This is a genomic window from Sphaerisporangium rubeum (assembly GCF_014207705.1).
Classification (GTDB): domain Bacteria; phylum Actinomycetota; class Actinomycetes; order Streptosporangiales; family Streptosporangiaceae; genus Sphaerisporangium; species Sphaerisporangium rubeum.
Genome location: NZ_JACHIU010000001.1, coordinates 2,664,172 through 2,677,200, shown reverse-complemented (window position 1 = coordinate 2,677,200; position 13,029 = coordinate 2,664,172). Strand labels below are relative to the sequence as shown.

At 71.1% G+C, this 13,029-nt stretch carries 8 protein-coding genes; 7 read left to right on the top strand and 1 reads right to left on the bottom strand.

Going from position 1 to position 13,029, the window contains the following annotated elements:
- Nucleotides 1–261 precede the first annotated feature (261 nt).
- The 4 genes from BJ992_RS11420 to BJ992_RS11405 all read left to right on the top strand — a co-directional run bounded on the left by BJ992_RS11420 (nt 262) and on the right by BJ992_RS11405 (nt 5,650).
- On the top strand, nt 262–864 hold the full coding sequence (locus BJ992_RS11420; protein WP_184980239.1) for a superoxide dismutase: 603 nt from the start codon (nt 262–264) through the stop codon (nt 862–864).
- A 5-nt stretch (nt 865–869) separates the two neighbouring features.
- Nucleotides 870–1,436 carry a GNAT family N-acetyltransferase gene (locus tag BJ992_RS11415; RefSeq protein ID WP_184980237.1) on the top strand — a complete coding sequence of 189 codons (567 nt, stop codon included), beginning with the start codon at nt 870–872 and terminating at the stop codon, nt 1,434–1,436.
- Nucleotides 1,437–1,605: 169 nt separating this feature from the next.
- Complete coding sequence (locus BJ992_RS11410; RefSeq protein WP_184980235.1) at nt 1,606–1,788, top strand: hypothetical protein; 183 nt, start codon at nt 1,606–1,608, stop codon at nt 1,786–1,788.
- A gap of 964 nt (nt 1,789–2,752) precedes the next feature.
- Nucleotides 2,753–5,650 carry a DEAD/DEAH box helicase gene (locus tag BJ992_RS11405; protein WP_221474768.1) on the top strand — a complete coding sequence of 966 codons (2,898 nt, stop codon included), beginning with the start codon at nt 2,753–2,755 and terminating at the stop codon, nt 5,648–5,650.
- Here BJ992_RS11405 and BJ992_RS11400 read toward each other — a convergent pair.
- On the bottom strand, nt 5,626–8,670 hold the full coding sequence (locus BJ992_RS11400; protein ID WP_184980233.1) for a BTAD domain-containing putative transcriptional regulator: 3,045 nt from the start codon (nt 8,668–8,670) through the stop codon (nt 5,626–5,628). The two genes, BJ992_RS11405 and BJ992_RS11400, sit on opposite strands and share 25 nt — an antisense overlap.
- Before the next feature lie 235 nt (nt 8,671–8,905).
- Here BJ992_RS11400 and BJ992_RS11395 point away from each other — a divergent pair, with 235 nt between their 5' ends.
- The 3 genes from BJ992_RS11395 to BJ992_RS11385 all read left to right on the top strand — a co-directional run bounded on the left by BJ992_RS11395 (nt 8,906) and on the right by BJ992_RS11385 (nt 13,025).
- A complete protein-coding gene (locus tag BJ992_RS11395) occupies nt 8,906–9,916 on the top strand; it encodes a DUF4386 family protein (RefSeq protein ID WP_221474767.1) in 1,011 nt (336 codons plus the stop codon).
- Between the two features lie 249 nt (nt 9,917–10,165).
- Nucleotides 10,166–11,521 carry an extracellular catalytic domain type 1 short-chain-length polyhydroxyalkanoate depolymerase gene (locus BJ992_RS11390; RefSeq protein ID WP_184980231.1) on the top strand — a complete coding sequence of 452 codons (1,356 nt, stop codon included), beginning with the start codon at nt 10,166–10,168 and terminating at the stop codon, nt 11,519–11,521.
- A gap of 319 nt (nt 11,522–11,840) precedes the next feature.
- Nucleotides 11,841–13,025 carry a thiolase family protein gene (locus BJ992_RS11385; protein WP_184980229.1) on the top strand — a complete coding sequence of 395 codons (1,185 nt, stop codon included), beginning with the start codon at nt 11,841–11,843 and terminating at the stop codon, nt 13,023–13,025.
- Nucleotides 13,026–13,029 lie beyond the last annotated feature (4 nt).

Genomic DNA, 13,029 nt, shown 5'->3' with positions numbered 1-13,029 from the left:
AGACCCTTGCCGTGGCGCCTCTCCCCGGAGGGAGGCGCCACGGCAAGGCCGTGCAGGGAGACTCATCATCACCAGCGGTGGTGGTGTCTGTTCAGCCGACGCGTACGCGATGCCTGCTCGATCCATGCCCCGTAGCAGCGACGTCAGCGCCGCACGACAGGGGTTGCTCGCGGTCGCACGGGTCGCCGTCCCGGCTCCTTCTTGCGAATATGTCGCAGGTACGATCATCATGCAACTGAGCCTGCGACGAAGGAGATCTCTATGGGTCAGTACTCATTGCCGGACATGCCCTACGACTACGCGGCCCTGGAGCCTGCGATCACCGGGGAAATCCTGGAGTTGCATCACGCCAAGCACCACGCCGCGTACGTAAAGGGGGCCAACGACAGCTTGGAGCGGCTGGCGGAGGCACGGGACAAGGGGGAGTTCGGGGGGCTGGTGGGGCTGGAGAAGACATTCGCGTTCAATCTGTCGGGGCATGTGCTGCACTCGATCTTCTGGCAGAACCTGTCTCCCGACGGCGGGGACCGGCCTGACGGGGTCCTCGGGGACGCGATCGTCGAGCACTTCGGGTCGTTCGAGGCGTTCCAGAAGCAGCTCACCACGGCGACGGCCACCGTGCAGGGGTCGGGGTGGGGCATCCTGGCCTGGGAGCCGCTGGCGCGGCGGCTGGTGGTGGAGCAGGTGTACGACCATCACGGGAACGTCGGGATGAACACCACGCCACTGCTGGTGTTCGACGCCTGGGAGCACGCCTACTACCTGCAGTACCGCAACGTGCGGCCGGACTACGTCGAGAAGCTGTGGTCGCTGGTCAACTGGACCGACGTGGCCACGCGGTTCGACGCGGCGCGCGGCGCCTGACGACGATGGGCACGATGCCCGGCCGGCCGCCGTGCGGCGGCGCCGCCGAAGGCGCGCTCTTCAGGGACGACACCGCGCGACCCGACCGGGCCGTTGTCCACCTCGTCGAGCGGAGGTCGGTACGGCGACATCTGCTCGACGTGGCGGACGTCGCGCAGGAGGTCTTCACCCAGCCCCCGTGGGGTGAGTCCGTCGCCGCGGCGCGGCAGGTGGCGGCGCGCCTGCTCGCGGACAGCACCCGGCCGGGCTTCGTGCTCGCCGTCGCGGTACGCGGGGATGAGCCGTGCGGATTCGCCTACGGCCTGCGCTGCTCCCGGCTCGCCGCTCTCGCTCGCCGGGCACCGGCGCACGACTTCACGCTGCGCGACCTCGGTGTGCTTCCCGAGGCCCGTGGCCAGGGACTCGGCGCCGCGCTCCACGACGCGGTCCTGTCCGCCGCGGCCCCGGGAACCCGCTGGCTGAGCACCCATCCGGCCGCCGTCGAGGCCCTCGGCCTGTACCGCGCCAAGGGCTGGCGCTGCGCCGCACTGTCCGGCGTGCGTGTGATCATGACACGTCCGGACGGCCGTTGATCCTCTGACGGCCGCCGCGTTATCGTCCTCATTGCGAATAATTCGCAGGTGGTGCGCGGCGCCGGCGCTGCGGGAGACGGCCTCGTAGCGGGCCTCCGGGGTGGTGAAAGCGGCTACGCTCCGCACCTGTCGGACGCCGTCACCGGCGTCACGTTCACCGTCGAACCCGGTGAGACCGTCGCCTTGGCCCAGCCATTCCGGCGCCGGCAAGTCCACCTGCGCGGCCCTGCTCACCCGCATGTGGGACGTCACCGGCGGCGCAATCCGGGTCGGCGGCCACGACATCCGCGACTTCCCCCAGCACTCGACGGGGGTCACGTCGCGGAAGCCGGCACCCACACTGCCCTCCTGACCGTTGGCGGCCCCTACTCCGGCTCCTGGCAGACCGGCCCACCACCCCCTGAACGCGTCCACGCCTTCTCCGGTCGGCACCGATTCCCTTCTCCGCCGGCGAGATCTCCGGGGAACACCGGTGCTTGTCCGGCGACCGTCTCCATGGAAGCGGCCACCGGATGCTTCCATGCCGGATGTTTTTCCGTATCGACGTGATCCACGGATTCCATGGAGCGGATCTGCTCAATAGCCACTGTTCCTCCACCTTCGCGCCACGGACCGAGTGCAGCTCTTTATGCTTCATAGATCACCGATGTACGAGTATCGGTGCGTACACAATGCGTCGGCGGAGCGAGGGTGAAATGGACGATGACATCCCTGACGAAGAGCAAAACGACCGGTCGGTCGCCGATTTGGCTGAGCTGCTGTGGGGGATTCGACCCGAACTGGCGAGCGAAAGATTCGATGAGCCAGGCTGGTCCTACTATAAGCAGGTTGTTAGGGAATGTCCGCAATGTCTGAACATTCTTCATACAATGCGCAAACCTCACGACAATCGGGCAATCGATTATCATGTGGCGGTCATTTGTCCTGGATGTCGGGAAACGTTCACTTTTGCTGACCTGGATGTCGAGACCTTCGAGGATCTCCTCGTCAGAGCGGTGCCGTGGACGTCGGCCACCACCGAGGATGACGACGTGTCCGGCGACACGAGCGTGTCCGGTGTGGCGCAGGCGATGTGGCGCAGGCGTCCCAGGTTGGCGGCGGTGCGGTTCGCGCTGCAGGGGTGGCGGTATGTCAGGCAGACCGATCTGGCCTGTCCGCGCTGCGAGAAGTGGCTGCACGGACTGGCCCGGGTTTGCCGTGTCCAAGGCCGGCGGCGGGTGCAGTGCGCCGCAGTGTGTCCCAATTGCCGGTCCACCTTCACCATGCGGCAGCTCAGGGTATCGCGCCGGCGTCTCATAGGTGATCACGGCACCGACGTGGGTCATGACGAGACAGATGTGGCCGGCGCTCCGGCGCGTGAGGTGAAATTGGGGCAACTGCTGGGGCTGATGTCGTATGTGTCCCCAGATCGGGATCCGGTCGCCGGACGCGACGCCGCGAGCGGGCCCGGTGAGGGGCCGCAGGTGGAGTCCCGGCCGTTGTACTGGTGCAAGACCACGAACCCCTTCTGGACCATACCCGAGGTTCCTTACGGGACGGATGTGCGTGTCCTGATGCCTGAGGCACCGGACTTCGACCGGCTGTGGACCCTGCTGACCGGGTCGGGGATCTCGTGCCGGCGGGTGGGGTACTGGGTGGAGGACGAGATCATCTCCACGGTGGGCCCGGACGGACGGACGGGACCGTTGTGGGCCACCACGACGCTGACCGTCCCCGGCGCGCGGAGAGCCACATGGCGCGCACGGACGCCGGGACACACCGCCCGCGACGCTCGTGACGCGTTCCAGATGGTCTGGGACGCTCACGGCGAGGCCGTCCAGGAACATCGGCCCGTGCACGTCCCCGCCGCCGGACTCGTGCCGGAACTCTGGCTGGACTACCTTCCGTTCGACACGCTCAACCCGGCTCAGGTGCAAGCCGTGCCGGCAGTGCTGAACTCGGACGGCCACCTCGTCATCACCGCCCCGACCGGCGCGGGTAAGACGGTCGTCGGGATGCTCGCCGTACTGCGCACCATCTTGGGAGAGGGGCGCAAGGCGGCGTGGCTGGTCCCGCAGCGTTCTCTCACCGACGAGCTCGACCGCGAACTGGAGAGCTGGCGAGGGAAGGGGCTGCGCGTCGAACGATTATCGGGTGAGCACATCATCGACCTCGAGAAGATCCGCGCCGCGGACCTGTGGGTGGCCACCACAGAGAAGTTCGAATCCATCTGCCGTACCAGCTCGCTCCAGGCCGCCCTCGGCGAGGTCGGCTGCCTCGTCGTCGACGAGGTACATCTGCTCGGCTCCCCCGGCCGGGGGCCGCTGCTGGAAGCGCTGCTGGCCCGGGTCCGCGGCGCGGACTCCCGGGTCCGCATCGTCGGACTGTCGGCCACGGTGTCCAACGCCGAGGAGATCGCCGGGTGGCTGGCCGGTCGGCTCATCACCACGACCTGGCGGCCCACGCGGCTGACGTGGCAGCTCCCCTGTGTCCCCGCCTATCGCGATCACCTCAACCGCCGCGACCGGCGCAAGGACGACGAGGTGCGCACCCGCGCCGCCGTCGCGCTGACCCTGCGCGTCACCGACGCCGGTGGGAGCGTGCTGGTGTTCTGCGGATCCAAGCACAACGTGCGCACCACGGCCCTCGCGCTCGCCGCCGCCCGCGGCGTCCACACCAGAGACATCAAGGCCGACAGCGACGACATCGACAGCATCCACAAGGTCTGCGCCAAGGCCAGCATCGGCCTGCACTACAAGGGCTGGGAGTTCAGGCGCGAGGCCGAGACCCGCTTCCGTGCGCATGACTTCGACATCCTGGTGGCCACCACCACCGTTGCCGCGGGTGTCAACCTTCCCGCGCGCGCCGTCGTCGTCCGCGACACCCAGGTCGGCCTGGACAAGCTCGACGTCGCCACCGCGTTGCAGATGTTCGGCAGGGCCGGCCGGGTTGGCGCCGGCGAACTCGAAGGCTGGGCCTACCTGATCGCCGACGAGACCGAACACGCGGGCTGGCAGCGTGCCCTGGTCGACGGATACACGGTCGGCTCCCGCATCCACGCGACCCTCCCCGACCACGTGCTCGCCGAGGTCGTGCAGGGAAACATCACCAGCGTCGAGCAGGCCGAACACTGGTGGCGGCGCACCCTGTGCCAGTACCAGGGGGACGACGACACCGAACCGGTCGTCGAGGCCGTCGACTTCCTGACCGATCACGGGTACCTCACCCAGACCGCGCGTCCGGACGGCAGCGTTCAGGTGACGGTCACCGATCTCGGTCTGGTGACAGCACGGCTGATGGTCGGCACCGAAGTAGGCGCCGACATCCGTGACGTGCTGAACGAACTCGCCGTGCCGTCCGATCCCGGAACCGCCGAGGACATCCTGATACGGGTGGTCGCCACCCTCGTCCCCGAGCTCGCCTTCGCCCCGGTCGCCGACAATCTGCGTTCCGCCGTGTCCACCGTCGTCGAGGCCGGCGGCCGGCGGGACCGCATGCCCCGCACCATCACCCCCAGGCTCGGCATCGCCGACTCAGTGCGGCCGGGGGATCTCGCGCAAGCGGCGCTTATGCTGGCGGCGCACTCACCACACTCGTTCACCCACGGCCACCGCATGGTCGGAGGCCTGCCGTCCAGCACGATCTTCCCCATCCTGGACCAGGCGCCACGTTACTTCGCCTGGCTCGCCGCGCAGGGACACCTCGCGGCCATCCACCCGTGGATCGCGATCGTCGCGGCCGACATCGAACGCCGAGTGCGCTGGCGACGGCTCGGACCCCGGCGCGGCGCCGGCCGTCTGCTGTGGATGTGCGAGGAGATGGCCACACCGGCGGAAACCGAGGAATACGTACCGGTGCTCTGGCGGTCGGCCACCGGAGCCGGCGTCACCGATCCCGACTGGCCGGGGTCGCGGCCACCGCGGTACTGCCGCCTCGGCCCCGAAGAGTACGCCGGCCTGCTCCGCGCGCGGACGACCGGGTGCGAACTAACGCGAAAGGCCGGTGAGGTGCGCGCCGATGCCGTCGCCGGCGTGCTGGTGACCTGGACCGGACGTGCCACGGCGAGCACCGTAGTGAACGGCGGGGCGTCGGTACCCTTCCCGTCGCTCTCCCCCGGCGAGCCGGACGACCCCGGCGCGGGTGCGGCGATCTTCACCAAACGCGGCGACTACAAGGCCCTCGGCTGGCTGGATCGGTATCACGGCATGGCTCACTGGTCCTCAGAGGACTCGTGAACACCGGGCCGCGCCGCCCCTCTCTGTCCGGCGTCAACTCGAGCCAGGGTGCCGAGGGCCAGCAGTTCGGTCTCGGTGTCCTGGGCTCGGCGCGCGGCGGTGACGACCTCGGCGAGGCGGGTTGCGGCCCCCGGCATGCCGTCGTCGGCGTCGAGTGCGGCGAGGACGTAGTCGGCGAAGGTGACGGCGTCGCCGCCGCCGGCGCCGGCGTACCAGTGGCGCGCCGATCGCACGATCGACCGTGCTCGTGACCGGTCACCCGCGAGGCGCAGGAAGTGGCCGAGACGTACGCCTGCCGCGGCGGCGGTGCGGAGGTCGCCGGTGTCGCGTGCGGTGTCGACGGCTCGTTCGAGGGTGGCGATCGCGGCGGGGCGGTCGCCGCTCTGGTGCTGTGCGCGGGCCAGGTTGGTGAGGTGGTGGGCCTCGGCGGCGGCGAAGCCGAGTGCGTGTGTCGCTTCGGCGGCGCGGCGCAGGTGGCCGGTTGCGTCGGCGAAGCGATGCTCGGCCTGCGCGAGCGCACCGAGCATGGCTTCGATGTGGTTGAGTGCCCACTGGTCGCCGAGGGGGGCGAGCAGGCTGAGCGCCTCGTCACAGGCGGCCTTGCCCCGGTCCGTCGCGCCGAGTGCGATCTCGGCCCAGGCGGTCAGCAGCCGGCACGTCCCCTCCTCCCATGCCAGGCCGAGGCGGCGGAACCGTGGCCGGCATTCGGCGAGCAGCGTCAGCGCGTCCCGCGCGCGGCCCTGCTGGCTGCGGACGAACGACAGGTACAGCAGGTCCACGCCGCGCAGGTCGTCGCCGGCGAGGCGTGTCGCCTCCTCGATGTCGGCGGTGGCCTGGTCGAGGTCGCCACCGGAGGCTTCGAGGAAACCCGCGAGCAGCAGCGCGCCGGCGCGGTCGCGTGCCGGCACCGCGGTACCGGCCGAGACGGGTACGGCGCCTGCCGGGGTCGCGGTACCGGCTGGAAGGGGTGCGGTGGGGGCCGTGGCCGCGGTGAGTGCGGCGCGTACGCGGAGCGCGGCGTCGGGGCCGGCGCCGAGGATGGCCCAGGTCCAGGCGAAGCCGGTGGCGATGCGGAGGCCGAGCAGTGGGTCGTGCGTGGCGGCCCAGGTCAGTGCGGCGTCGATGTCGGCCCGCTCGGTGCGGGCCAGTTCAAGGTGCTCGGCCTGGCCGGCGCCGCGTGCTCCTTGTGCGGCGCGGTCGGCAGCGGCGGCGTACCACGCGGCGTGCGCGCCGAGAGCGGTGGCCGCTTCCCCCGCCTCCGTCAGTTTCTCCTGGCAGAAGGCGCGGACACTGTCGAGCAGGCGGTACCGGACCGTGCCGGCGGTGCCGACGTCCACGCCGACGAGGGAACGTTCGGCGAGACGTGCGACGACGTCCACCGCCGACGCGGCGGGGACGCCGAGCGCGGCGAGCACGTGTTCCGCGGCGGCGAGCGGCGCGCCGCCGGAGAAACACGCGAGGGCCCACAGGCCTTTCTGGTCGTCGGGGAACAGCAGGTCGTAGCTCCATGCGATGGCGGCACGCAGGGTGCGCCTGCGCGGCGGCCGGTGGCCGGCCGGGTCGTTGAGCAGGGTGAAGCGGTCGTCCAGGCGCCGCGCGATCTCCTGTACGGAGAGCACCTTGACGCGTGCCGCGGCCAGTTCGATGGCCAGTGGCAGGCCGTCGAGGGAACGGCACACCGCCTCGACGACCGGGCCGGTGGCGGCGTCCAGGCGGAACGACGCGCGGCGCCGCGCCGCGCGGCGGGTGAACAGCGCCACGGAGTCCTCGACGGTCAGGGGTTCCAGGGGGTACACCGCTTCGCCGTCCATGCCGAGCGGGACCTGGCTGGTCGCGAGCACCCGCACGCCGGGATCGGCGTTCACCATGCGCTCGACCGTGTCAGGCAGGGTCTCGACGAGGTGCTCGCAGTTGTCGAGCACCACGAGCACGCCTGACCCGCGGTGCCGGTCGAGGACCATCGCCTCGGTGGCGGCGCTCAACCCGAACGCCTCCCCGATGCCGGGCCACAACGACGCACCCACAGGGGTGTTCTCCAGGCGGACCAGCCACGCGCCACCGTCGGTCCGGGCTTCGCGCGCGACCTCGATCGCCAGCCGGGTCTTCCCGACCCCGGCGGGACCGGTGACGGTCACCAGCCGCCGTTCCTCCACCAGCCGGCGCACCGCCACGAGATCGGCTTCCCGTCCCACCAGCGACGCAGACAACGCGGGGAGGTTTCCCCGTACGGTCATCGCCTGTCCTGCCGGGACGGCCGGCGTCTCGCGCGCGGGGGTGTCGAGACCGCGGTCGTGCCGCAGGATCCGCTGTTCCAGGTCGCGCAGCTCGGTGCCGGGGTCGAGCCCAAGCTCGTCCGCCAGCCGCCTCCGTACCCTGCGGCACGCCTCCAGCGCGTCGGCCTGCCTGCCGGCCCGGTACAGAGCGGTGACGAGCAGCGTCCACAGCCCTTCGCGCAGCGGATGGACCGCGACCAGGCCCTCCAGGTCGCCGATCAGCTCGGCGGCGGCGCCGAGGCCGAGACGAGCGGCCAGGCGTTCCTCGGTCAGGCGCAACCGGGTCTCTTCGAGGCGCGTCCGGTACGGGACGAGCCATGCGCCGTCGCCGGCGTCGGCCAGCAGGTCGCCGCGGAACATCGCCAGAGCCGTGCCGCAGGCGCGTTCGGCGGCGGCGGCGTCCCCGGCGCGGCGCAGCGACGTGGCGGTCTCGGCGAGCCGGAGCACTTCGAGCGCGTCCACGCAGCGCGGCTCGACGGCGAGGGTGTACCCGGCGCCGCCTCCGACGACCAGCCCGGGATCGCCGAGGACCCGCCGCAACCTCGACACCTTGGACTGCAACGTGTTCCGGGAGACACCGCCGGCCTGCTCCGGCCACAGATCCTCGATCAGCCGCTCACCGCGCACGAGGACCCCGGCGTCGAGGGCCAGCCGCACCAGCACCTCGGTCGTCTTCCCTGCCGGCACGACCAGACGGGTGCCGTCCCGGCGCACGTCGATCGCACCGAGCACGGCCACAGTCAACACCTCTAGAGCATAGGGCCGCGGTATGCCCCCGGCCGAGGGCCAGGTGCCGGCCGCTTTCCAGGCACGCACCTGACGAGGGACCGGTGTCAGCCGGTCTCGCGGCACGCCTCAGCCGAGGCCAAGTGTCAGCCGGTTTTCTCGGCACACGCCGGCCGAGGCCAGGTGTCAGGCGATCTCGCGGCACGTGTCAGCCGAGGGACAGCGGCGCGTCAGCGGGGTTCTCCAGGCTGCGGTCATGACCAAGGACGACAGCGACACACTGATCCGCCGGCTCATCGCCGGTGACCCGGCCGGTGTCCTCGACCGGGCCCGGTCCAGCGACGAGCCGGATCTTCTCGTCGCCGCGGCGCTCGCCGATCCGGCGGCGCGGGACATGCTGACCCGCGCGGCGCGGCTGGCGGCCGGTACGCGTGAGCGTCAGCTCGTCGCCATCGCCGCCGCGCGCCTCGCCGGGGACCGCGACCGTGTGGAGGTCCTCTGCCGCGAGCACCTCGCCGACCACCCCGGCGACCTCCTCGTCGCCTGGATCGCCGCCACCCCCCACCCCGGCATCACGCCACAGCCCCCAGGAGCGACCATGACCCGCAAGACGACCGCGATTCTGCTCATCTGCGCCGCGATCCTCACCAACGTGGCGTTCACCGCGCTCGGCACCGTGTTCACCTACCCGGACGTCCTCAAGGACCCGCCGGGTGACGTGCTCGCCGCGTTCCGCGCCTCGCAGACCGCCGTCACCGCGTGGTTCACGGTCCTCGCGCTGTCGGCTGCCCTCTTCGCCCCCATCGCCATCGGGGTGGGCCGTCTCTCCAGGAGTGTCCCGATGCGCCTGGCCGTGCCGGCGGGGGTCGCCGCCGCGGTGGTCCAGGTGGCGGGCCTGCTCCGCTGGCCGCTGCTGGTCCCCGGGTACGCGGCGGCCGCGGCCGACCCGTCGACCGCCGCCGCGGCGCGCGCCTCGTTCACCACCGCGCACTTCATCCTCGGCACCGTGGTCGGCGAGACCTTCGGCTACCTGCTCACATCCGCCTGGACCCTTCTCATCCTGGTCGCCCTGTACCGGACGTTCGCCGGCCGGTGGTTCACCGTCCTCGGGTCGGTGTCGGCGCTGCTGATCCTCACCGGTGTCCTCTCCCCCGTGGGTCTCCCCGTCGTCGATCTGGCCAACTTCATCGGCTATGTCCTGTGGAGCCTGTGGCTCATCGCCTTCGCGGTCCTGCTCCTGCGCCGCGCGGTGGCCGTACCTCGATGAACCGTTCACCGCGGCCCCGGCCGGGGGCCGCGGTGAACCGCTTTCCGCCGCAGATGGGACGTCCTCGTGCCGGAGCGGGGTCCGGGGCCGGGACTGCGTACTTGACGGGTGTCGCGCGGGTCGTATTTGCTTCGCCGCGTCACCGACCCGGACCGTCCCGATGGGGAGGAACTCCTCGCGAAGAAGGCACTGTTAGCGCTAACAAGACGGTCGGCCGGAACGTGGGTCTCCTCCATGAAAGGACACGGCATGAAACGAAGGCTGAAGGCGCTGGTGGCGGCGGCCGTCATACCGCTGCTCGCCGCGACCGTCCTCGCCACGGGGCCGGCCACGGCCGCGGCGCTGACCAGGGTGACCGGGTTCGGCAACAACCCCACGAACCTGAACATGTACATCTACGTGCCCGACCGGGTCGCGGCCCGGCCCGCGTTGCTGGTGCTGGTGCACTACTGCAGCGGCTCGGCGAGCGCGATCTTCAACGGCAACGGCCGGGACTTCGTCACCGCGGCCGACCGGTACGGCTACATCATCGTGCTGCCGGAGGCCACCCGCAGCGAGAAGTGCTTCGACGTGTCCACCCCGGCCGCGCTGCGCCGTGACGGCGGCAGCGACTCCACCGGCATCATGTCGATGGTCTCCTACGCGCGGCAGCGCTACAACGTCGACCCCGGCCGCATCGTGGTCAGCGGGTTCTCCTCCGGCGCGATGATGACCAACGTGCTGGCCGCGCAGTACCCCGACGTGTTCTCCGCGGCGTCGGCCTACTCCGGCGTCCCGGCCGGCTGCTTCGCCACCACCAACGGATCACTGTGGAACAGCCAGTGCTCCGGCGGCCAGCTCATCAAGACCGCGCAGCAGTGGGGCGACCAGGCCCGCGCCATGTACCCCGGCTACACCGGCCGCTACCCCCGCATCCAGCTGTGGCACGGCACCACCGACACCACACTCCACTACAACAACTACGGCGAAGAGATCAAGCAGTGGACCAACCTCCACGGCCTGAGCCAGACCCCCGCCTTCACCGACCGGCCCCAGTCCAACTGGACCCGCACCCGCTACGGCGCCACCAGCACCCAGGCCACCATCGAAGGCATCAGCATCAGCGGCGTCGGCCACCAACTCCCCATGACCGGCCAACTCGCCTACGCCATCGCCTTCCTCGGCCTCGACGGCACGACATCGCCGAGCCCCACTCCGACGCCGACCCCCACCCCGACCCCCACTCCCACACCGACGCCGACCCCCACACCGACGCCGACTCCCACTCCGACGCCGACTCCCACGCCTACCGTCACCCCGACTCCGGTGCCCGGCGGCTGCTCGGCGACCGTCGAGACGACGAACTCCTGGCCCGGCGGTTTCCAGTCGACCGTCACCGTCCGCGCGGGTAGCGCCGCGATCAGCGGCTGGACCGTCACCTGGACCTGGCCCGGTTCCCAGTCGATCTCGTCGCTGTGGAACGGTGTGCGCTCCGGCTCCGGCGCCGCCGTCACCGTGCGGAACGAGGCGTACAACGGCAGCCTCGCCGCCGGCGGCACCACGACGTTCGGCTTCACCGCCAACGGCACCGCCGCCACACCGGTGGCGGCCTGCACCGCCTCCTGACGCGAAGGACCGCGCGCTCGGCGCGCCGATGAGCGGCACCCTCGTCACACGGCGAGGGTGCCGCTTTCGTCGTACGAGATGCCGAGTGTGGCGGCTCCTCCTCTGCGAACCGGTCCCTTGCGGCCGTACTGACGCTGTCTTACCCGTCTTGAGCAGCCCGGGGGCCGGCGGCCGAGTGTGGCGGCTCCTCCTGCGCGACCCGGTCCCTTGAGGCCGCACTGTGGACATCGACCCCGAACCCAAGGAACATACGTTCAGGAAGAGAACGGTTGTTCGCCAGGCGCACAGACGCCGGCCCCTTGCCACGGGAGGTGACCTCATGGACCCGGCGTTCCTCTATGCGGCGGCGCGCACGCCGTTCGGCAGGTACGGCGGCGCGCTGGCCGGTGTCCGTCCCGACGACCTGGCGGTCACGGCGTTGCGCGGTGTCCTCGCCAAGGTGCCGGCCCTGGATCCGGCGCGGATCGACGAGGTGGTCTGGGGTGACGCCAACGGCGCGGGTGAGGACAACCGCAACGTCGGACGCATGGCGGTGCTGCTCGCGGGCCTGCCGGTGACCGTGCCGGCCACCACCGTGAACCGGCTGTGCGGGTCCGGCCTGGACGCCGCCATGATCGGGTCGCGGGCCGTGGAGAGCGGCGACGCCGGCGTCGTGGTGGCCGGGGGTGTGGAGTCGATGAGCCGAGCGCCGTGGGTGCTGCCGAAACCCGGACGGGCCTTCCCTGCAGGCGACATGACGGCGGTGTCCAGCACGCTCGGCTGGCGACTGGTGAACCCGAGGATGCCGCAGGAGTGGACGGTCTCGCTCGGCGAGGCCAACGAGCAGCTCGCCGAGAGGTTCTCGGTACCGAGAGAACGGCAGGACGTCTTCGCCGCGCGGTCGCACGGCCTGGCCGCCGCCGCGTGGGACGCCGGGTTCTACGACGACCTGGTCGTGCCGGTCGAGGACGTGGACCTGCCGCGTGACGAGGGGATCCGTCCAGCCACGACGCCGCAGGTGCTCGCCGGTCTGAAACCGGCGTTCCGGCCGGACGGCACCATAACCGCTGGGAACGCCTCACCGTTGAGCGACGGCGCGTCGGCCGTCGTGCTCGGCTCGGCGGCAGCGGCGGACGAGCTCGGCGCCACTCCCCTGGCGCGGATCGCCGGCCGCGGCGCCTCGGCACTGGAGCCGCAGATGTTCGGGTACGCGCCGGTCGAGGCCGCCGAGAAAGCGTTGCGCAGGGCCGGGATCGGCTGGGACGACGTCGGCGCGGTGGAGCTCAACGAGGCTTTCGCCGCGCAGTCCCTGGTGTGCCTGGACGCCTGGAAGATCGACCCGGAGATCGTCAACACCAGAGGTGGCGCCATCGCCGTCGGCCATCCGCTCGGCGCCTCCGGCGGCCGGATCCTCGGCACCCTCGCGCACGTGCTGCGTGAGCGGCGGCAACGGTGGGGGGTGGCGGCCATCTGCATCGGGGTCGGCCAGGGCCTCGCGGTCGTACTGGAGAACGTGAACGCATGACAGC

Coding starts and splice junctions, on each gene's coding strand:
- BJ992_RS11415 (WP_184980237.1), top strand. CDS start 870: ATGGGCACGATGCCCGGCCGGCCGCCGTGCGGCGGCGCCGCCGAAGGC.
- BJ992_RS11390 (WP_184980231.1), top strand. CDS start 10,166: ATGAAACGAAGGCTGAAGGCGCTGGTGGCGGCGGCCGTCATACCGCTG.
- BJ992_RS11420 (WP_184980239.1), top strand. CDS start 262: ATGGGTCAGTACTCATTGCCGGACATGCCCTACGACTACGCGGCCCTG.
- BJ992_RS11395 (WP_221474767.1), top strand. CDS start 8,906: ATGACCAAGGACGACAGCGACACACTGATCCGCCGGCTCATCGCCGGT.
- BJ992_RS11385 (WP_184980229.1), top strand. CDS start 11,841: ATGGACCCGGCGTTCCTCTATGCGGCGGCGCGCACGCCGTTCGGCAGG.